Origin of the sequence: Flavonifractor porci (assembly GCF_037572415.1) — a bacterium.
Lineage (GTDB): Bacteria > Bacillota > Clostridia > Oscillospirales > Oscillospiraceae > Flavonifractor > Flavonifractor porci.
Map to the genome: position 1 here is coordinate 171,260 of NZ_JBBHLB010000002.1, position 20,975 is coordinate 192,234.

At 60.0% G+C, this 20,975-nt stretch carries 18 protein-coding genes and 1 other RNA gene; 11 read left to right on the forward strand and 8 right to left on the reverse strand.

The window, feature by feature from the left end:
- The 4 genes from hemB (at position 1) to hpf (ending at position 3,429) form a co-directional block, all read left to right on the forward strand.
- Complete coding sequence (gene hemB, locus WHJ28_RS03075) at positions 1–984, forward strand: porphobilinogen synthase (RefSeq protein ID WP_340039667.1); 984 nt, start codon at positions 1–3, stop codon at positions 982–984.
- Positions 984–2,264, forward strand: a complete 1,281-nt coding sequence (gene hemL, locus WHJ28_RS03080) for a glutamate-1-semialdehyde 2,1-aminomutase (RefSeq protein ID WP_340039668.1) — start codon at positions 984–986, stop codon at positions 2,262–2,264. Before hemB ends, hemL begins: the two co-directional genes overlap by 1 nt.
- Positions 2,265–2,364: 100 nt before the next feature.
- Positions 2,365–2,784: a DUF134 domain-containing protein gene (locus tag WHJ28_RS03085; protein WP_340039670.1), complete on the forward strand. Its 420-nt coding sequence runs from the start codon at positions 2,365–2,367 to the stop codon at positions 2,782–2,784.
- A 99-nt stretch (positions 2,785–2,883) separates the two neighbouring features.
- Positions 2,884–3,429 (forward strand): ribosome hibernation-promoting factor, HPF/YfiA family, encoded by a 546-nt coding sequence (gene hpf, locus WHJ28_RS03090; protein ID WP_340039671.1) that lies wholly within the window; start codon positions 2,884–2,886, stop codon positions 3,427–3,429.
- 47 nt (positions 3,430–3,476) lie between these two features.
- Here the strand turns inward: hpf and WHJ28_RS03095 are convergent, their stop codons facing one another.
- The 5 genes from WHJ28_RS03095 to WHJ28_RS03115 form a co-directional block, all read right to left on the reverse strand.
- Positions 3,477–4,304, reverse strand: a complete 828-nt coding sequence (locus tag WHJ28_RS03095; RefSeq protein ID WP_340039672.1) for a two-component system regulatory protein YycI — start codon at positions 4,302–4,304, stop codon at positions 3,477–3,479.
- Between the two features lie 39 nt (positions 4,305–4,343).
- Positions 4,344–5,687, reverse strand: coding sequence for a hypothetical protein (locus tag WHJ28_RS03100; protein WP_340039673.1), 1,344 nt, complete (start codon positions 5,685–5,687; stop codon positions 4,344–4,346).
- Positions 5,674–7,464: an ATP-binding protein gene (locus WHJ28_RS03105; protein ID WP_340039674.1), complete on the reverse strand. Its 1,791-nt coding sequence runs from the start codon at positions 7,462–7,464 to the stop codon at positions 5,674–5,676. The genes WHJ28_RS03100 and WHJ28_RS03105 overlap by 14 nt, the downstream gene beginning before the upstream one ends.
- Before the next feature lie 314 nt (positions 7,465–7,778).
- Positions 7,779–8,483: a response regulator gene (locus WHJ28_RS03110; protein ID WP_340039676.1), complete on the reverse strand. Its 705-nt coding sequence runs from the start codon at positions 8,481–8,483 to the stop codon at positions 7,779–7,781.
- Positions 8,484–8,498: 15 nt separating this feature from the next.
- Positions 8,499–9,035, reverse strand: coding sequence for an NUDIX hydrolase (locus tag WHJ28_RS03115; protein WP_340039677.1), 537 nt, complete (start codon positions 9,033–9,035; stop codon positions 8,499–8,501).
- A gap of 156 nt (positions 9,036–9,191) precedes the next feature.
- On the opposite strand from WHJ28_RS03115, the gene WHJ28_RS03120 reads away from it, so the two are divergent.
- The 4 genes from WHJ28_RS03120 (at position 9,192) to ssrA (ending at position 11,354) form a co-directional block, all read left to right on the forward strand.
- A complete protein-coding gene (locus WHJ28_RS03120) occupies positions 9,192–9,686 on the forward strand; it encodes an adaptor protein MecA (RefSeq protein ID WP_340039678.1) in 495 nt (164 codons plus the stop codon).
- Between the two features lie 225 nt (positions 9,687–9,911).
- On the forward strand, positions 9,912–10,385 hold the full coding sequence (gene smpB, locus WHJ28_RS03125; RefSeq protein ID WP_340039679.1) for an SsrA-binding protein SmpB: 474 nt from the start codon (positions 9,912–9,914) through the stop codon (positions 10,383–10,385).
- A 39-nt stretch (positions 10,386–10,424) separates the two neighbouring features.
- On the forward strand, positions 10,425–10,946 hold the full coding sequence (locus WHJ28_RS03130) for a peptidylprolyl isomerase (RefSeq protein WP_340039680.1): 522 nt from the start codon (positions 10,425–10,427) through the stop codon (positions 10,944–10,946).
- Positions 10,947–11,006: 60 nt separating this feature from the next.
- Positions 11,007–11,354, forward strand: a transfer-messenger RNA (tmRNA) gene (gene ssrA / locus WHJ28_RS03135).
- A 594-nt stretch (positions 11,355–11,948) separates the two neighbouring features.
- Here ssrA and WHJ28_RS03140 read toward each other — a convergent pair.
- Together WHJ28_RS03140 and WHJ28_RS03145 are read right to left on the reverse strand one after the other, a co-directional pair.
- Positions 11,949–12,428 carry a CYTH domain-containing protein gene (locus WHJ28_RS03140; protein ID WP_340039681.1) on the reverse strand — a complete coding sequence of 160 codons (480 nt, stop codon included), beginning with the start codon at positions 12,426–12,428 and terminating at the stop codon, positions 11,949–11,951.
- A 14-nt stretch (positions 12,429–12,442) separates the two neighbouring features.
- The gene (locus WHJ28_RS03145) at positions 12,443–13,417 is read right to left on the reverse strand and encodes a LysO family transporter (protein WP_340039682.1); all 975 of its coding nucleotides are present in this window, start codon (positions 13,415–13,417) and stop codon (positions 12,443–12,445) included.
- A gap of 336 nt (positions 13,418–13,753) precedes the next feature.
- Here WHJ28_RS03145 and WHJ28_RS03150 point away from each other — a divergent pair, with 336 nt between their 5' ends.
- Entirely contained in the window at positions 13,754–15,082 is a 1,329-nt protein-coding gene (locus WHJ28_RS03150) for a uracil-xanthine permease family protein (RefSeq protein WP_340039683.1), read from the forward strand.
- A 103-nt stretch (positions 15,083–15,185) separates the two neighbouring features.
- Here the strand turns inward: WHJ28_RS03150 and WHJ28_RS03155 are convergent, their stop codons facing one another.
- The gene (locus WHJ28_RS03155; protein WP_340039684.1) at positions 15,186–15,824 is read right to left on the reverse strand and encodes a helix-turn-helix transcriptional regulator; all 639 of its coding nucleotides are present in this window, start codon (positions 15,822–15,824) and stop codon (positions 15,186–15,188) included.
- Between the two features lie 424 nt (positions 15,825–16,248).
- Between WHJ28_RS03155 and ssnA the strand changes: the two genes are divergently transcribed.
- Together ssnA and ygfK are read left to right on the forward strand one after the other, a co-directional pair.
- Positions 16,249–17,589: a putative aminohydrolase SsnA gene (ssnA, locus tag WHJ28_RS03160; protein WP_340039686.1), complete on the forward strand. Its 1,341-nt coding sequence runs from the start codon at positions 16,249–16,251 to the stop codon at positions 17,587–17,589.
- Positions 17,590–17,940: 351 nt separating this feature from the next.
- A complete protein-coding gene (gene ygfK / locus WHJ28_RS03165; RefSeq protein ID WP_340039687.1) occupies positions 17,941–20,937 on the forward strand; it encodes a putative selenate reductase subunit YgfK in 2,997 nt (998 codons plus the stop codon).
- Positions 20,938–20,975 lie beyond the last annotated feature (38 nt).

Consider the following 20,975-nt stretch of genomic DNA (forward strand, 5'->3'; position numbering starts at 1 on the left):
ATGGAACTGATCCAACGGCCCCGCCGCCTGCGGGGCAACGACGCGGTGCGCCGCCTGTGCCGGGAGACCCGGATGTCCCCCGACAGCCTGATCTATCCCATCTTTGTGGACGAGACCCTCCAGGGGGTGCGGCCCATTGAGGCCCTGCCCGGCCAGAATCACTATGGCATCGACAGTGTGTGCCAGGCGGTGGAGGAGTGCCTGGAGGCCGGGGTGAATCACTGCATCCTCTTCGGCCTGCCCGCCCATAAAGACGCCATCGGCTCCTCCGCCTGGGATGAGCACGGCGTGGTCCAGGAGGCTATCCGGGCCATCAAGCGGGAGTATCCCGACTTCTATGTCATCACCGACGTGTGTATGTGCGAGTACACCGACCACGGCCACTGCGGCATCCTCTGCGGCCATGAGGTGGACAACGACCAGACCCTGGAGGTACTGGCCAAGACTGCCCTCAGCCATGTGCAGGCCGGGGCCGACATGGTGGCTCCCTCCGACATGATGGACGGCCGGGTGGCCGCCATCCGGGCCATCCTGGACGAGCACGGCTACACCTCCACCCCCATTATGGCCTACTCCGCCAAGTACGCCTCCGCCTTCTACGGACCCTTCCGCTCGGCGGCAGGCTCCGCTCCCTCCTTTGGGGACCGGAAGGGCTACCAGATGGACCCCCACAACCGGAAGGAGGCCCTGAAGGAGTGCGCTCTGGACATTGAGGAGGGAGCCGACATCATCATGGTCAAGCCCGCCCTCAGCTACCTGGATGTGATCCGGGAGTGCTCCGACGCCTACGACCTGCCCATGTGCGCCTACTCCGTGTCCGGTGAGTACGCCATGATCAAGGCTGCCGCCGCTGCCGGCCTTATCGATGAGTACCGCATCATGTGCGAGTCCGCCCTGTCCGTGTTCCGGGCGGGAGCCAATATGCTCATTACCTACTACGCCAAAGAACTGGCTCAGGCCATCCAGAAGGGGGACATCGGCTGATGGGACGCTCGGAAGAACTGTTTGAGCAGGCGGTCAAGGTCCTGCCCGGCGGAGTCAACTCCCCGGTGCGCGCTTACCGGGCGGTGGGTATGGCCCCCCGCTTCATTACCCGTGCCGACGGCCCTTTCATCTGGGACGAGGACGGCCGGAAGTATATCGACTATGTGTGCTCCTGGGGCCCCATGATCCTGGGCCATAACCACCCGGTGATCCGGGAGGCGGTGGAGAAGGCCGTGAAGGACGGACTGTCCTTCGGCGCTCCCACCCGCCGGGAGGTGGAGATCGCCCAGTTGATGATCGACCTGGTGCCCAACATTGAGATGGTGCGCATGGTCAACTCGGGCACTGAGGCGGTCATGTCTGCCGTCCGGCTGGCCCGTGGCGCCACCGGCCGGGACAAGATCATCAAGTTTGAGGGCTGTTACCACGGCCACTCCGACTGCCTGCTGGTGAACGCCGGCTCCTCCGCCCTGGCGGGAGGCCATCCCTCCTCCGCCGGCGTGCCCGAGGACATCGTAAAGCACACCCTCACCGCCCAGTTCAATGACCTCTCCTCCGTGGAGGCCCTGCTGGACGCTTACCCCGGCCAGATCGCCTGCATCATCGTGGAGCCGGTGGCCGCCAACATGGGTGTGGTCAATCCTGCTTCCGGCTTTCTGGAGGGGCTGCGGGCCCTGTGCGACAAGAGCGGAGCCCTCTTGATCTTTGACGAGGTTATCACCGGCTTCCGGCTGGCCCTGGGCGGCGCCCAGGAGTATTTCGGCGTGAAGGCCGACCTCATTACCTTCGGCAAGATCATCGGCGGCGGTATGCCGGTGGGCGCCTACTGCGGCAGCCGTGCCCTTATGGAGCAGGTAGCTCCCTGCGGTCCGGTGTACCAGGCGGGCACCCTCAGCGGCAACCCGGTAGCCATGGCTGCCGGTCTGGCCCAGTTGAACTACCTGAAGGACCACCCGGAGGTCTATACCCACATCGCCGCCAAGGGCGAGAAGCTGGCGGCAGGCCTGCGGGAAACCATCGCCAAGACCGGTGCGCCGGTGGTGGTCAATCAGATCGGCTCCCTGCTGGCCCCCTTCTTCACTCCCACCGCCGTGTCCACCTTCGTAGACGCCAAGGGCAGCGACGTGGGCAAGTACGCCCGGTACTTCCAGGGGATGCTGGAGCGGGGCGTGGCTCTGGCCCCCGCCCAGTTCGAGGCTATGTTTGTCTCCGCCGCCCATGGGGAGGAGGAACTCCAGGCCACTCTGGCCGCTGCGGAAGAAGTATTCGCCGCACTGTAACCACAAAGCCGCTGCCGAAGGCAGCGGCTTTGTTTTTTGTGAGTTCTTGACATATACCGGGAATCTGCTACACTGAGAGCAGGAACAGGAGGGAGCGCCCATGGCTAGACCGAAGAAATGCCGCCGCATCTGTGCCCTGCCCCGGCACGACACCTTTGGACCGCTGACAGGGGGCGGGGACGGGACGGTGGAGATGGCGGTGGAGGAATATGAGGCCATCCGCCTGATGGATCTGCTGGGCTGTACCCAGGAGGAGTGCGCCGCCCAGATGGGAGTGGCCCGCTCCACGGTGCAGCAGGTGTACGATACGGCCCGCAAGAAGCTGGCTCTGGCCCTGGTGGAGGGGCGGCGGCTGACCATTACCGGCGGCGATTATGCCCTGTGTCCACAGGGGGAGGTCTGTCCGGGCCGAAACTGTGCGCGGCGGGACTGCGGCGGAGGCCGCTGTGGCTGCGGTGTGTGTTCCCACCCGGAGGGTCCGGAATGTGATGGGCAAAATTCACAAAAATTTTTGAAATAAGTTGTGACAATCTGCGTACGACGTGGTATAATCAAAGCAGGGAACCGGTCCTGACCGGCGACCCAATCCCTCCTCGGAGGGTGGAAGGAGTTGAAAACGATGAAGTTCGTGTTTACTGACAAGAAGATCAATCTGCCCAACAAGGTCCATGCCTATGCCGAGAAAAAGGTGGGCAAGTTAGACCGTTACTTTAAGGCGGATACGGAGGCCGCCATCGTCTTCAGCGTGGAGAAGGACCGCAATAACGTGGAGCTGACCATCCGCTCCGGCGGTACCATTATCCGTGTAGCCGAGAGCACCTCCGATATGTTTGCCACCATCGACGCGGCGGTCTCCTCCGTGGAGCGCCAGCTGCGTAAAAATAAGAGCCGCCTGGAGAAGCGCCTGCGTCAGGACGCATTCTCCCGCAGTGTGGACGCCGAGGAGATCTCCTCCTTCGCCCCCGAGAGTGATGAGGAGGAGTTCAAGATCGTCCGCACCAAGCGCTTCCCCATCAAGCCCATGACGGTGGACGAGGCGGTGCTCCAGATGAATCTGGTGGACCACACCTTCTTCGCCTTCAAGGACGTGGATCAGGGCGGGCGCTTTGCCGTGGTCTATAAGCGCAATGACGGCGGCTACGGCCTCATCGTGGACGAGGAATAATCATTCAGACATGAAAAAGGGAGCGGCGTAAGCCGCTCCCTTTTTGATTATCCCAGAGGTGAAAATTCACCGGTGACCGCGTTGACGTAGTAGGTACCGGTGTCGGTGACAAACCGCCATACCGGGGTCAGCTGGACCTGCCGGGTGGTGTTGCTGGAGAGCAGGTAGCCACCATCCATAGCGTCGATGCGGCTGCACACATAGCCTCCCTCATTGATCCCGGCCAGAAAACGGACCAGAATGGTGGGGGTGGAGAGGAGGGACTTGGTGACCGAAGCGGAAGTGCTGCCGTCCAGCCGCTGTCCCTCCACCTGGATCAGGTCGTTTCCCTGCCAGTGGAGGCGGATGGTGCAGGAAAAGAGGGGGGAACCCTCCCAGCTTTGGCAGTAGGTCAGCACGGTTTGGGTGCCGGTCTGCTCTGTGTCGGACAGGGTGCCGGTAAAGCCCATGGCCTCCAGGCAGGCCTGACCGGATGTCTCGTAGTCCTGCCCCTCCCCAAGGCTCCAGATCCCGGGGGTGAGGGTGATGGTAAAGCTGCCGTTCATGGAAAATTCTGCGGTACCACCGGGGCCGGAGTAGCGGGGACGCACCTCGCTTTCCCCCTCCAGGGTGACCTCCCCCAACAGAGCGGCGGCCATATTGGCCTCGCCGGTCCGGTCACGGGTGACGGTGGTCACCGGCAAAGCCAAATCGGTGGGGAATTTATCCAGGGTAAAGTCAATACCGCCCTGCTCCAGAACAGCCTGGGCGGCCTGCTTGGTCTCCGCCTGATAGCGTTTGTCCTGGCTGGCCTGACTTCCTACCAGCAGGAGCAGGATGATATTGACGCACAGCAGCATCAGCAGCATCACATTTTTTAGTTTAGACCACTCCATAGGAACCTCGCTCTCATGTCCGGAGAATGGCGGCTGGGGCTATTTTGCGACCCAGCCGGCCTGGACGGTTTCGCCACCACTGTCACTGTAGCACAGGACCAGCTCCCGGCCCTCCGGGTCCAGGGCCTCCAAAGCCGCGGCAGCCATCTGTTCGTTTAAAATCAGGCTGGTCTGACCTGTATCTTCATACCGCCGGAACCGAAGCGTAAAGGAGGCGATCTGACCGTCCTGAATGGTAAAAAGTGCGGCGCTGTCACCGCCGGACAGACTGACCTCTGTGCCGTTCAGGCTGTAACCATACCGGACGGACAGCCCATCTTCGGTCTCAACTACCTCCATCAGATAGATGCGTGCGGCGCCGCAGTAGCGGCCCACCGTATCGGCGGCCATCCGCCGGGTGGTTTCCACTACCTCCGTAATGTCATAGCCGAATTCATTTCCTACCGGATAGCGGGAGGCGGTGCCTTCGGCCGTGGTATAGGAGACGGTGCCGGTACTGCTGATCTCCAGAGTCTCCTGCCCCTCCCGGATACGGATGCCGTTAGGAATGGCGTAGTAGGAGGTCTGAAAAGAGAGGGCCTGCTGCAAGCTGTTGATCAGGTTTTCATCCAGGTTGGCCAGGGGATTGGAGGAGCGGTAGACGGCAGGGGTGGGGGCGGACGCGGAGATGAGCACATAGGGGTCCAGCCCGGCGTAGCCGCTGTCCGTGCCCAACTCAAAGGCAAAGGGGACGCCGTTGCCCCCGTAACCGGCAATGAGTTCGTCCATGTGGCCCTGGTAGGTCACCGCGGTTTTGCAGGTATAGTACAGGCCGTCGTTTTCATTATGATAGTACAGCCGCACACCGTCGTCTGCCAGGGCCACGGCGATTCGCCGGGCGGAGCCGGTGAGTGCGGCATTGATGCGCCCTTCTCCGGTCCAGGCACTGAGGGTTTCCAGCGGGATCTTGCCCAGAAAATCGAACCAGACGCCGGGGGAGCCCAAAGCTGCCTGCCATATCTGCTCGGTGACGACCGTGGGTGATTCTGCGCTGGACAGCGCCTCGCCCAACAGGATACCCACGCTGTCGTACAGTTTGTCGGTCTGGGTGGTGTTGTACTGGACGGCGTAGCGGTTGACTCCATCGCACACCGCGATGCGGACCGGTCGGGCGGCGGCGGTCAGCTGCACGGCGCTGCCGGGATCGGAGGTCTCCACAGTGCTCTGAGGGTGGAAGAGGGAGACCAGGCTGCCCAGCAACCCCTGGGAGCCGGAGGCCGCCCGGTTCTGCACCAGGGTCAGCCCAGTGAGGTAGAGGGCGGACAGGGTGAGCAGCGCGATGAGCAGGGTCTTGAGCCGCTCCAGGCCCCGGTTCCTGCGGCGTCTCGGCTTATTCCTTTCCATGGCGGGGGCCCTCCGTCAGCAGGGTGACGCGCACCGTCAGGCCGGGACCGGGCCGGTCCAGCAGTTCGATGGTGCCCTCATGCCGGTCGATGATCTCCTTGGCGATGGAGAGGCCCAGTCCGGTGCCTCCGGACTCCCGGGAGCGGGCCTTGTCCACCCGATAGAAACGTTCAAAGATGCGGCCCCGGTCAGCTTCGGGAATGCCGATGCCGTTGTCGGCCACCTCCATCCACACCTTGCCCGGCCACTGGCCGGCGGAGATGCGGATGTGGCCGCCGTCGGGGGTGTATTTGATGGAGTTGGAGACGATGTTCATCATGACCTGAAGGATGCGTTCCCGGTCGCCCACGATATCGGGCAGGGTGGGGGGGAGCTTCAGCTCCACCTGATGGCCGTGGCGCTGGGCCTCCATCAGGATGGCATTATACACGTCCTGTACCGCCTGACCAAAGGGGAAGGGGGCCAGCTTCAGCTCCGACCGGCCGGAGTCGAACCGGGAGAGGGTGAGTAGGTCCTGCACGATGTGGGTCATCCGGTCAGACTCGTTGAGAATGACCCCCAGGAAGTTTTTCTCTGTGTTGGCAGGCAGCTCCCCGGCATTATCCACCAGAGTTTCAGCGTAAGAGCGGATGTTGGTCAGGGGGGTGCGCAGCTCGTGGGACACATTGGCCACGAACTCCCGGCGCATCTCCTCGGTCTTGTGCTGCTCGGTGACGTCATGGATCACCACCAGCACGCCGCCCAGCCGCTCCTGGTCAAAGGGGGTGAGCAGCAGCTCCAGGCTTTTGCCGCCTACAGTGCGCTTTCCGTCCAGATAGCCGGGGGATTGGACTGCCAGCACCCCCTGGAGGGGGGCAATGTCGGAGAACAGGGTATCATAGTTGACGCTGCCGCCAATGGGGATGGCCGTCCCCAGCAGCTCCTCAGCGGCGGGGTTGGACTGGATCACCGCGCCGTCCCGGGCAAAGGCCACCACGCCGTCGGTCATGTGGAGAAACAGAGTACCCAGCTTGTTGCGCTCGTTCTCCACCTCTTCCAGCGTATGGTGGAGCTGCTGCGCCATGTCGTTGAAGGTGCCGGTGAGGATGCCGATCTCGTCCCTAGAGGCCACCTCCAGCTTCTGGGAGAAATCGCCGTCGGCCACCCGTTCCGCGCCCTCGGTAAGCCGCTCAATGGGGGTGATGAGGGTTTTGGACAGCAGGAAGGAGAGCAGGACTGAGATCACCAGACCAAAGACCAGGGCCTCCACGATGAGGGTGATGAGTTCGCTGTTCAGGGCGGCGGCATTGGTGCCATCATCCCGGACATAGATGATATAGCGCTGGTCTCCCCGCTGGACGGCCACCGCCACATCCATGTAGGAGGCGGAAGGAGTGCTGTCGTCGCTCTGTTCCTCTCCGGCCAGCACCCGCATCAGGTTGCGGGAATCCATATCCAGAGGCTGGTCGGCGTCCTGTTCGTCAGAGCCCGCCAGCCAGTGGCCGTCTTTACCGTCCAGCACATAGTATTTCCGGCTGCGGTTGTCCACGCCCAGAGTACCGTTATAGGCGTTGAGGATCTCGGCAATGCTGGCCGCGCCGTCCTGCTCGCCGGGGGTGGGGGTGTTCAGGTCGGCCCAGAATACCTCGTCGGCAAAGGCCTGGGACATCTGGGTGTAAAAGTCCTGGGTGTAAAAATTGGCCACAGAGTTGATGAGGAATGCGCCCACAACGGTCATCAGCAGAATGATGAGCAGCGTCATGATGAGCATGAGCTTCATGTGCAGGCTGCGGAACATACTGTGGACCACTCCTCTCTTGTCAGAATAAAATCAGGCGGGCAGGGACCGCTGCCCCGGCCCGCCGAAGAAGCATCAGGCGTTAAAATAGTATCCCAGTCCTCTCCGGGTCACCACAAATTGAGGCGATGCCGGATCGTCCGATTCCCGGCGGCAGAGCCGCCGGGAGCCCTGGAGATCATTGCATCTGGCCGGGAAAAATGAATTTCCCCGGCCATCAAGGATTTGCCCGCTGGGCAAATCGCTTGTACGGCGCAGGCGCCGCCCCGCTGTGCGGGGTCCCGTGGAGGACGATCCGGACAGTTGGCGCAGGGTTAAGCGTTAAAATAGTATCCCAGTCCTCTCCGGGTCACCACAAATTGAGGCGATGCCGGATCGTCCTCCACTTTTTCCCGGAGGCGGCGGACGGCCACGTCCACAGCCCGCACATCACCCACATAGCCCTCATAGTTCCAGACGTGCTCCATGAGCGCCTCCCGGGAGAACACCTTGCCGGGCTGGGCAGCCAGGAATTTGATCAGCTCGTACTCCCGCTGGGTCAGCTCCAGGGGCCGTCCATCCTTGCAGACCACCATCTGGTCAGGATCGATGGAGATACGGCCCAGCTCCATCCGGCTGCCGGAGGGGGCGGAGGCGGGAGCGCCGGCCACCATCTCGTTGCGGCGGATGTTGGCCTTCACCCGGGCCAGCAGTTCCCGCATGGAGAAGGGTTTGGTGATATAGTCATCGGCGCCCAGCTCCAGGCCCAGCACCTTATCGGTCTCCTCCTCCCGGGCGGTGAGCATGATGACCGGGGTGGAGCGGTTCTCCTTGCGGAGGCTGCGGCACACGTCGAAACCGTCCATTTTGGGCAGCATCAGGTCCAGCAGGATCAGGTCGGGATTCTGCTCCAGCGCCAACTGGAGTCCTGCCTGACCGTCGTAGGCCTCCAGCGTCTCGTAGCCTTCGCGGGTCAGGTTGAAGCTGAGGATGTCCACAATGTTCTTCTCATCCTCCACGATCAAAATGCGCTTGCTCATGCCAACCTCCTGTCTTTACAGACCCAGCAGCTGCTTGACCTTCAGCACCAGGGCCACCGTCTTGGCGTCCACGATCTCCCCGTCCATGACCTGCTGGGCCAGCTGGGCAAAGGGCACCCGCTCCACCTCCAGGAATTCGTCGTCGTCCGGGTGGCAGGCGCCCTGCTTCAGATCCTGAGCCAGATACATATGGAGCACCTCGGAAGAGAAGCCGGGGGAGAGGTACAGGCAGCCCAGATAGGTCAGCTTGCCGCAGGTGACGCCCACCTCTTCTTCCAGCTCACGCAGAGCGGCGGGTCGATGGTCCTCTCCCTTCTCCAGCTTGCCGGCGGGCAGCTCGGTGACCACGGTCTGGAAGGGATAGCGGAACTGCCGCACAATGCTGACGGTACCGTCGTCAAACAGGGGCAGCACAGCCACCCCGCCGGGGTGCTCCACCACTTCCCGCCGGGCGATCCGGCCGTTGACCAGCTGGGCCTTGTCCAGCTTCAGGGTGACGATCTTACCTTCAAAGAGCGTTTCGCTCTCTACAGTCTTTTCCCACAGTTCCATCCGGCATATCCCCTTTTCTTACATCGGTTAGGTGCATTATATCATATTTCCAGGTTCCGTGCCACCCTCAGCTTTTCCAATCAAGCCAATCATTACAGCTGTACGGCGGGAGCCGGAACCGGTATAATCGTTCCTGCATTTGAGAGGAGGCAGACTATGACCATCCAGCCCATCGGCAGCGCCAGCGTTGCCCTGTACATCACCCCCGCCGACCTGAAGGAGCACGGTCTGACGCCGGCGGGACTTACTCTGGAGCAGGCCCTGGAGCTGACCCGTACCGCCTTCCGGCAGGCGGGTATGGATCTGGAGGGCTCCATCGAGATCGAGGCCTACCCGGAGTCCTGCGGCGTGCTGGTGTTTGCCCATGTGCGCTCACCGGAGCAGCGCTGGTTTTCCTTTGCCAGCCTGGAGGACCTGGCCGCCGCTGCCCGGGCCTTGGACCAGCCCAGGCCGGACGCCGCCCTGCTGTGGTGGAAGGAGCGGTGGTGGCTCTCCCTTCCCGCAGGGGCGGAGCAGACCGCCGTACGGCTTTCCGAGTTTGGACGCAGCGAGGCCGGGCGGCCCCATCTGGAAGCCAGTCTGGCAGAGCATGGCCGTATGGTTTTTCCTGCCGACGCTCTGGCCGGGGTGCTGACCTACTTTCCCGTCTGAGCTATTGACAGCTGTGGTATAATAACCGCAAGGCAAACAGCGGGGCTGTTTGGGGCCGCCTTCAGGCGGCCGGGCGCGGCGAAATGCCGCGCACTGCGGTTGTTACATCATGGCCGAAATCGGCTGCGCCGATTTTCCGCCGCTATGCGGCGCACAAGCCTGGACGGCTTGTAGCCATGATATAATAGACGCTCAAGAGATCTGTCCCGGTTGGGAGGTGGCGGAATGGAGAGCAAGGGCATCAAGGTGGTCGCCAAAAACAGCAAGGCCTACCACGACTATTTTATCGAGGATAAGTACGAGGCGGGTATCGAGCTGGCCGGCACTGAGGTCAAGTCCATCCGTCAGGGCCACGTCAACCTGAAGGACTCCTTCTGCATCGTCAAGGACGGCGAGATGAACGTCCACGGGATGCACATCAGCCCCTATGAGAAGGGCAATATTTTCAACAAGGACCCCCTGCGGCCCCGCCGGCTGCTGATGCACAAGCGGGAGATCCTGAAGCTTTTTGCCAAGGTCAAGCAGGACGGGTACGCACTGGTTCCTCTGTCCATCTACTTCCGTGGCCCCCGGGTCAAACTGGAGGTGGGCCTGGCCAAGGGTAAGAAGCTCTATGACAAGCGGGATTCTGCCGCTGCCCGGGACGCCAAGCGTGAGATGGACCGTACTATGAAATCACACCGCCGAGGCGGTTATTGACAAGGGGGGCACAGCCCCCGAAGAAAGGAAGGAAAGCAAATGGCTCAAAATCCCATTGTGACCTTTGAGATGGAAAACGGCGGCAAGATGGTGGCCGAGCTCTACCCCGAGGTGGCCCCCAACTCCGTCAACAACTTTATCAGCCTGGTGAAGTCCGGCTTCTATAACGGCCTGATCTTCCACCGTGTGATCCCCGGCTTCATGATCCAGGGCGGCTGCCCCCAGGGCACCGGCATGGGCGGCCCCGGCTACTCCATCAAGGGTGAGTTCGCCCACAACGGCGTGAAGAACGACCTGAAGCATGACCGGGGCGTGCTGTCCATGGCCCGTGCCATGCATCCCAATTCCGCCGGCAGCCAGTTCTTCATCATGGTGGAGAAGGCTCCCCACCTGGACGGCGAGTACGCCGCCTTCGGTAAGGTGATCGAGGGCATGGACGTGGCCGACGCCATTGTCAATGCGAAGCGGGACCGGATGGACCGCCCTTACGAGGATCAGCGAATGAAGTCTGTCACCGTGGAGACCTTCGGTGTGGACTATCCCGCGCCTGAGAAGTGCTGAGGCAGTTCGGCTGAACAATATTGTTACCTGTCGCGGCGCGGCTTGGCCGCGCCGCTCCACGGGGGCGTACTGGTTTCGACGGGGACGTGGGGGCAGGAATAGCGGGCGGATGTGCCTGACATCCTTAAAACGGGCAACTTATAAATTAAAGAACAACGATAACGTCGTTCTCGCCGCTGCTTAATTAGCGGCCGTCCCGCCCGGAAGGACCACGGTCCGGGATGGGGCGTCGTTGAGTGGTGCACGTGTGTGCGCAAAGCTTTGAGCGCACCATGAACAATGAAGCTACCAAGTCCTGTAGTTTGACGGCCTACGCCAGGACGAGGGAATGGAAATGACCGTCTGCGCCCGGAGAAGTTCCTGAGGAAGCGTTTTCGGACGGGGGTTCGACTCCCCCCGCCTCCACCAGAAACAGGCCTGAAATCCTAGGATTTCAGGCCTGTTTTGCTATCCTTATATTACACTATTTCGCAGATTTGGATTTGGCAGATATTCTGGTAGCTATGCGACAAAGGCGCTGTTCAACTCTGGTATGCTCCATGCGCATCTGCCTTCTTTCGGTTCAGGCCATAACTTGTACTCGGCCATGGGATTCCGGTGGTCATCTTTTAGTAGAGCATACCCGGAGTTTGAAAATTCGCATCCGTTATACATCTATACTGCTCAAATGCCCAGTCAAAGTTCTCGCTGTCGATAAAGGTATTAAATGCGCTCAAGCGCTTGGGCTTGTCGGGGGAAAGTCCCTTTTCCGCGTGAAAATGTCATGGAGGAAAAATGCTTCTCCATTCTCAGAACAGCGTGGAGTTACCGATACAAGTCCGCGGCATTCTCGGAAACCAGCGAGATCGTAGACTGATACATCCGCTTTTATGACTCAAAGCGCATCCGCTGAAAAACAGGAGAGGCGCTGCTCGTGCAACGCCTCTCCGCCTGAATGACAAGATTTCCTGCCAGGGGTTCTTTTTTGTATTGTCCGCACAAACAGGGACAGTTCATTTGCTGTTATCCTCGGGTTCGTTCCCAGTAGGCCGCCATGCTCTCGCTGAGCTGTCCGGTGACCTCTTGGGTGAGATAGGCTTTCAGATCCTCGGGCGGCGTCCAGGCCAGGGCGGAGGCCTCATCGGGAAACTCCACTTCGGCATAGAAGAAGCCGGTCTCCAGGCTGGGATCCACCGAGTTGACCTCCAGGGTGAGGCCGCTGGGGAGGGGATAACGGCGCTGCTCCTTCCAGATCATGGGCTTGCCCAGCATGGCCTTCAGACGCTGGTAGCGTTCCTGATCTACCGCCACCTCGATCTCCTCCCGCACCAGCCCGGCGCCTCCTTTGAAGCAGAGCACATAGGCGGTTGCGCCCCCATGAAGGGCCTCCTCCCGGATACGGATGGCCGGATGGATGGAAAAATAGCCTTGCTCCATATGGAATGTGGCGGTGGGGGACAGGTCGGGCCAGTTTTCCACCAGCCAGCGGCGTTCAATCTCCATGTGTTAGCGCCTCCTTAAACAGGCAGAGCAATGATAGCGGGTACCAGAATGGGTACTGTCAGGGAGAGTACCACGCCGGAGGTGAAAGAATAGATGGTGATGCGCTCATGGGTAGCGCCCACCACCACCGGCAGCACAGTGTCCATGGCGGCGGCGCCAGGGAGGGCGGCACACTCCACATAGCCCACATAGCGGGCCACAAAAGGAATGGCCAAAATGGAGAAGATCTCCCGCATCACGTTGGACAGAAAGGCCACTGCCGATACCGACAGGGAATAGGGAGCCAGCAGGGTGGGGGCCAGGGAGTACCAGCCCATACCGGCGGAGGCGGCAATGGAATCCTTGATTCCCATGGGCAGGAAAATGCCCGCCAGAGCGGCAAAGACCAGGGTGCCCAGGCATACAGCCACAGGCACCAGCAGCACCTGGAAGCCGGCGGTTTTAATATCGCTGACAAAGGTGCCCTGCTTGCCCATATCCATACCTACCATAAACAAAAGCAGGTAGAGGCCAAAGTTGATGACGGTGCCGCAGTGGGCGGTGACTACAGGGGGGAGGATAAAACGGCCCGCCAGCATTCCCAGCACCACCGCGACAACGATCCACTTTGTCAGGGAGTTGTCTGCCTTGCCGGCGGAGTGTGTGGTATCTTCACTGGTCTGGCTGCTGCCTCGGGGCAGGCCCACATGGTCCAACTTCAGGACAAACCGGCGGAGCAGGGTGAGGAAGAGAATGGAGCCCAACATGGCCAGTACCGTGATGAGCAGAGCCGCCAGGCCGATCTGTCCCAGGGAGGCGATGACCTCATCGTTGGCGCCCAGATTGATGCCAAGGGTGACGATCAGAATCATCAGAGCCACAAACTGTAGTTTGCCCACCCACACCAGAGGGCGGCTGCGAACGCCGGGTCGGGAGCCAATCAGCGCGCCCACAATGACCAGAGCGATATAGATGGCCAGATTGCTCAGAGTGCTGAGGGTGGTATCCATATCCATCGATCCTTTCCAATAGAAACTCTCAAAATCCCGCGAAAGCGCGGCAGAGCCATTCTAGCATATCTGTTTTGGAAAGTCCACCCCGGAAAGACAGTGTGCAAATCAGGGAAAGAAAGTTAGAGATAGTAAAACTTATTGGTTTAATATGGATACTAAAATTTTGTTTTTTGTTCTTTTGTTCCGGAAAAAATTTTCCAAATTGCACAAAAACAGAGAGTGAATTTTGGGCCCTGTACTTCAATTTCCACTTGCATCTCAAGTTTAAATAAGGTATAGTTTGGATGAGCAAAAAAACTATTTGGGCAAAAAAATTTTTGTGAGGTGATTGGAATGGGTACACCAAAAACAAAGAACTCTGATACCGTATTTCAATGGAACGGTATCCCCCAGCCGGGTCAGCTGATCCCTCTGGGTCTCCAGCATGTGGTGGCTGCGGTAGTGGGTATCATTACGCCTGCTATTCTGGTTGCCAACACCTGTGGCCTGAGCGAGGCGGAGAAGACCCTGATGATTCAGGTCTCTCTGATCCTGACCGCCCTTGCCACGCTGCTCCAGCTTTTCCCTATTTTCCGGCGCATCGGCTCCGGTCTGCCCGTTATCATGGGTATCAGTTTTGCGTACATCCCCACTCTGCAGGCGATCGGCGCGCAGTTTGACATCGCAACGATCCTGGGCGCTGAGATCATCGGCGGTATCGTAGCCATTGTTTTCGGCGTGTTTGTTAAGTGGATCCGTCCTTTGTTCCCGCCTCTGGTCACCGGTACCGTTATCTTTACCATCGGCCTGTCCCTCTATCCCACCGCCGTCAAGTATATGGCCGGTGGCGTTGGCAGCCCCTGGTTCGGTAATGTGAAGAGTTGGGGGGTGGCCCTCATCACGCTGGTGGTGGTAGTCATCCTGTCCAACTTCACCAAGGGTATCTTCAAACTGGGCGCCATCCTCATTGGCATGATCGTGGGCTATATTGTAGCCTACTTTGTCGGTATGGTGGATTTTGCCAGCGTAGGCACCTCCCAGTGGTTTGCGCTGCCTGAGGTCATGCCCTTTGAGATCAAATTTGTTCCCTCTGCCTGCGTCTCCCTGGCCATCGTGTATGTGGTCAATGCGGTGCAGACCATCGGCGACCTGTCCTCCACCACCATGGGCGGCATGGACCGTATGCCTACCGATCGTGAGTTGTCCGGCGGCATTATCGGCCAGGGCATCATGAGCATCGTGGGTGCCTTCTTCGGCGGTCTGCCCACCGCCTCTTACAGCCAGAACGTGGGTATCGTCACCGTTAACAAGGTTATCAACCGGGCTGTCTTTACCTTGGCCGCCGGTATCCTCCTGGTAGCTGGCCTGATGCCCAAGTTTGCCTCCCTGCTTACTACCATCCCCCAGTGCGTCATCGGCGGCGCCACCATCTCCGTGTTTGCCACCATCACCATGACAGGCATCCGGATGATTACCGAGGGCGGCTTTACTCCCCGTAAGAGCTCCGTGGTTGGTCTGTCTGTGGCCCTCGGCGTTGGTATCACCCAGGTGTCCGGCTGCCTGGCCGGCGAGGGTTTCCCTGAGTGGGTCAACACCGTGTTCGGTTCTTCTTCTGTGGTGGTTGCCACCATCGTGGCCATCATCCTTAACCTGACTCTCCCCAAGGAAAACAAGAGCAAATAAGAAAAATGAGAGACCCGGCTCCCAACGGGAGCCGGGTCCTCACTTATCCGGATATTATGGAAAGAGCGGGCCGTGTTTCACGCGGTCCGCTCCTGTTGGGAAGTTACTCTTTGGCTTCATCAATGTAGCTGTACAGCGTATACTTGGAAATACCGAAAAACTTGCATACCTTGTCGCCGCTTTTGGTAATGAGGAAGGCGCCGGTGTCGTTGAGGAACTGCACCGCCTTGACCTTGTCCTCCTTGTTCATCAGGGCCACGGGCTTGCCCACGATCTTCACGCTCTGCTCCATCAGCTCGTCCAGCAGATCGGATACGTTGCGGGAGATAGCTTCTGGTTCCTTCTCGTCCTTTTCGGTGGCGGTGAACTGCTTGATGGCAGTCTCCATGGCCAGCATCAGGGTGATATCATAGTTGATACCAAAGATCCCGATGGGCGTCCCGTCGTCGTCCCGGATATAAATAGTAGTGGACTTGAGGATCTTGCCGTCCTTGGTGCGGGTCAGGTAGCTCAGATGATCCTGCAGCTGGTCCTGATTGCCCCGCAGGGCCTCCAGGACCACGTGAGACGGTCCGTCTCCCACCTTTCGTCCCGTGACCTGCCCGTTTTCAATGGCGACGATGGAGCTTTCCGGATCATTGGTGGCCAGGTCATGGACCACCACTTCGCAGTTGGGACCAAACTGACTGGCAATTCCTTTGGCCAGTTTGAAGAGAAATTGCAGGGTAGATGCTTCTGGCACGTAGATTCCCTCCTTTCAGAGTCTGCGCGGAGTGATGGGCACCACCGGAGGAATGGGTGCCAAAAGTCACCGATCCGGCGGCAGACGGTAAAATGTATCTCTACTATTGTACCACATTTTGGCGCAGATTCAACTCATTTTGCAGACCTAAAAATTTTTTTGTTTTTCTAACAAAAGTGTTGCATATCCGTGCGAAATGTGGTAACATAGAAACAACGAGAGAGCGAAACTATGCAAGATGCACAAATTTCCATATAAAAAGTTGTAGCTGCAACGGAGTGCTTTCGCGCACGGGCTGGATGGACATGGAATTCGGCTGGGTTGCGGACGCAACCCAGAAACTGACGAATTGTACTGTCCATTCCACCGGGAATGGGCAATTTTTTTACGGAGAAAAGAATGAAATCAAAAGGAGGAACTTACTATGCTGCTGATCGGTAATGGCAGACTTATCACCCGGAGCGAAGAGCTCCCCTATCTGGAAGACGGCGCCGTCGTCCTGGACGGCGAGGTAGTCAAGGAAGTCGGTTCCCTGGCCGACATGAAGGCCAAGTATCCCGACGCTGAGTTTGTGGACGCAAAGGGCGGCGTCATCATGCCCGGCCTCATCAATGTCCATACTCACATCTATTCCGGTCTGGCCCGTGGTTTGGCCATCAACGGCTTTAACCCCACCAACTTCTTTGAGGTGCTGGACGGCCAGTGGTGGTACATTGACCGCCACCTGACCCTGGACGGTACCCGGGCCTGCGCCTACGCCACCGTGCTGGACTGCATCCGGGATGGCGTGACCACCATCTTCGATCATCACGCCTCCTTCTGTGAGATCCCCGGCTCCCTCTTTGCCATCAAGGACGTGTGCAAGGAGCTGGGTATGCGCGCCAACCTCTGCTACGAGGTGTCCGAGCGTGACGGTCAGGAGAAGTGCGATCAGTCCATTCAGGAGAACGCCGATTTTGCCAAGTGGTGTAAGGAGCAGGACGACGACATGATCCGCGCCATGTTCGGCGGCCACGCCCTGTTTACCATCTCCGACAAGACCTTTGAGAAGATGGTCAAGGCCAACGACGGCATGACCGGCTTCCACATCCACGTGGCCGAGGGCATGAACGACGTGTACGACTCCCTGCAGAACTACGGCTGCCGGCCCATCAACCGCCTGCTGTACAACGGCATTCTGGGCGAAAAGACCATGCTGGGCCACTGCATCCACGTTTCTCCCGCCGAGATGGACATCATCAAGGAGACCAACACCATGGTCTGCCACAACCCCGAGTCCAACATGGGCAACGCCGTGGGCTGCTCCCCCGTGCTGCAGCTGTACAACCGGGGCATCCTGATCGGCCTGGGCACCGATGCCTATACCCACGATATGCTGGAGAGCCTGAAGGTCCTGCTGCCCATGCAGCGTCATAATGTGGCTCAGCCCAACGTGGGCTGGTGCGAGGCCACCGGGATGCTCTTCCAGAACAACGCCAAGATCTGCTCCCGTTACTTCAAGAAGCCTCTGGGCGTGCTGAAGCCCGGCGCTGCTGCCGACGTGATCGTGATGGACTACAAGCCCTTCACTCCCTTCTCCGATGCCAACATCGACGGCCACATGCTGTTCGGCATGATGGGCAAGAACTGCCGCACCACCATCATCAACGGCAAGGTGCTGTACAAGGACCGCGAGTTCGTGGGCATTGACGAGGACAAGATCAACGCCTGGTGCATGGAGCAGTCCAAGAAGCTGTGGGGCGAGCTGAATCACTGCACTTACTGAGGACAATGCAGGTTGAGCTTGTCCGCACCAAGCGTTTTGCCGCAGGCAAAACCTTGATGCCGGGGCGATTTATTCGCCCCGAGCAGACAAAAGGGATCGGGGACCCCGCCCGGCAGGGCCGGGTGGGGACAAGATCAACGCCTGGTGCATGGAGCAGTCCAAGAAGCTGTGGGGCGAGCTGAATCACTGCACTTACTAAAAAGCCTTCCCCCGGGGGGAAGGTGGCACGGCGTAAGCCGTGACGGATGAGGGGAACAGCGGCGTGGAAAGGATGCCGCGCCCTACAAAATTCCCCAAAAAGCGAAAACGAAATGTAATTCCGAGTTATAATGATAACTGGAGGTTTTGATTATGAGCGATATTATGCGTCCCATGCCCTTTGCCCACCTGATGAACTGGATCCTCAGCGAGTATAAGAGCCAGGGTTCCATCTTCGGCGTGTCCAAGCTGGTCAAGCATGAAAACGGCAAGGCCCTGCCCATCTTTGAGGAGAAGATTGAGTCTCCCTACGGCCCCGCCGCCGGCCCCCACACCCAGCTGGCCCAGAACATCATCGCCGCCTACGCCGCCGGCAGCCGCTTCTTTGAGGTCAAGACCGTTCAGGTCATGGACGGAGACGAGCTGAGCAAGTGCGTCAACAAGCCCTGCATCACCGCCGCCGACGAGTGCTACAACTGCGAGTGGTCCACCGAGCTGTACGTGCCCCAGGCTTTTGCCGAGTACGTCAAGGCCTGGTTCGCCTGCAAGCTGCTGGCCCGTGAGCTGGAGCTGGGCGATCCCAATGGCTTTGTGTTCAACATGAGCGTGGGTTATGACCTGGCCGGCATCAAGAGCGAGAAGGTGGACAAGTATATCAACGGCATGATGGACGCCTCCGGTTCTGAGGTGTGGCAGGAGTGCATGGACTGGGCTTTGGCCAACCTGGACAAGTTCCAGAACGTGGATGAGGCCTATGTACGCGCCATCTCCCCCAAGGTGTCCGACTCCATCACCGAGTCCACCCTCCACGGCTGTCCTCCCGATGAGATCGAGCGCATTGCCACCTACCTCATTACCGAGAAGAACCTGAACACCTATATTAAGTGCAACCCCACCCTGCTGGGTTACGAGTTTGCCCGCAAGACCCTGGACGGCCTGGGCTTTGACTACATCGCCTTTGACGACCACCACTTCCTGGAGGACCTGCAGTGGGAGGACGCCATCCCCATGTTCCACCGCCTGATGAAGCTCACCGGCGAGCGGGGCCTGGAGTTCGGCGTGAAGATCACCAACACCTTCCCTGTGGACGTGAAGGCCGGCGAGCTGCCCAGCGAGGAGATGTATATGTCCGGCCGCTCCCTGTACCCCCTGTCCCTGTCCCTGGCCGGGATGCTGTCCAAGGAGTTCAAGGGCAAGCTGCGTATCTCCTACTCCGGCGGCGCCGATATCCACTCCATCAAGAAGCTGTTTGAGGCAGGTATCTGGCCCATTACCATGGCTACCACCGTCCTCAAGCCCGGCGGCTATCAGCGTTTCAGCCAGATCGGCAAGGAGCTGATGGACATCAGCTATGAGCCCTGGACCGGCGTGGACGTGGCCAAGGCCGACGCTCTGGTGAAGGAGTTCGTTACCGACGTTCACTACCAGAAGCCCATGAAGCCCATCCCCAGCCGCAAGATGGATAAGAAGGTGCCTCTCATCGACTGCTTCGAGGCTCCCTGCCGCAATGGCTGCCCCATCGAGCAGGACATCCCCGCTTACCTGATGAAGGTCAACGAGGGCAAGTACGAGGAGGCCCTCCAGATCATCACCCACCGCAACGCCCTGCCCTTCATCACCGGCACCATCTGCTCCCACCGCTGCCAGGACAAGTGTATGCGCAATGCCTATGACGAGAGCGTGTACATCCGTACCCAGAAGCTGAAGGCTGCCGAGGGCGGCTTTGAGTCCCTGCTGCCCAAGCTGAAGAGTGCTGCTCCTGTGGCCGGCAAGAAGGTTGCCGTCATCGGCGGCGGCCCCGCCGGTATGTCCGCCGCCTACTTCCTGGGCCGCTCCGGTGTGGACGTGACCGTCTTTGAGCGTAAGGACTCCCTGGGCGGCATCGTCCGCCATGTGATCCCCGCCTTCCGCATCAGCGACGAGGCCATCGACAACGACGTCAAGCTGATGAACGCCATGGGCGTGAAGGTGGAGCTGAATTGCGAGGTCAAGAGCGTGCAGGACCTCTTCGGTAAGGGCTACACCCACGTCATCCTGGCCACCGGTGCCTGGCACAAGGGCAGCGCCGGCATGGAGTACGGCGAGGAAATGAACGTCATCGAGTTCCTGGAGAAGGCCAAGAAGGCCCCCGAGAGCCTGGATCTGGGCAAGAACGTGGTGGTCATCGGCGGCGGCAACACCGCCATGGACGCCGCCCGGGCCGCCAAGCGCATCCCCGGCGTGGAGAAGGTCTCCCTGGTCTACCGCCGCACCAAGCGCTATATGCCCGCCGATCAGGAGGAGCTGGAGCTGGCTCTGGAGGACGGCGTGGAGTTCTGCGAGCTGCTGGCTCCTGTGGGTGTACGGAACGGCGTGCTCACCTGCCACCAGATGGAGCTGGGTGCTCCCGACGCCTCCGGCCGCCGTTCCCCCGTGGACACCGGCAAGGTGGTTGAGGTCCCCGCCGACATCGTCATCACCGCCGTGGGCGAGAAGGTGGACACCGAGCTGTACACCGCCAACGGTCTGGAAGTGGATAACCGCGGCAAGGCTGTGGTGAATGCCGACACTCTGGAGTCCTCCGTGAAGAACGTCTACGTTATCGGCGACGGCCAGAAGGGCCCCGGCACCGTGGTGGAGGCCATTGCCGGCGCTACCAAGGCTGCCCGCGCCATTCAGGACTTCGACGTGGATACCTATGTGGAGAAGAACGTCAACGCCGACTACCAGAAGCCTCTGGCCAAGCGGGGCGACGTCTGCACCGACTGCAGCAGCTGCGATGAGATCCGCTGCCTGGGCTGCGCCACCGTGTGCGAGACCTGCACCGAGGTGTGCCCCAACCGTGCCAACGTGGCCATTGCCGTGCCCGGTATGCGGATGCGCCAGATCATCCACGTGGACGGTATGTGCAACGAGTGCGGCAACTGCGGCACCTTCTGTCCCTACGACAGCCGTCCCTACAAGGATAAGTTCACCCTGTTCTGGAGCGAGGAGGACTTCGTCAACAGCGAGAACGAGGGCTTCCTGAAGCTGGAGGGCACCAAGACCAGGGTCCGCCTGGGCGGCGAGGTCAAGGAGTACGATGTGGCCGATGCCGGCTGCGGCCTGTACGATCCTCTGCGCAAACTGATCTGCGCAGTGTACGACAATTATAACTATCTGCTGCCGTAACCAGCCGTGCGCGGAGCCTCAGCCGGAAAGGCTGAGGC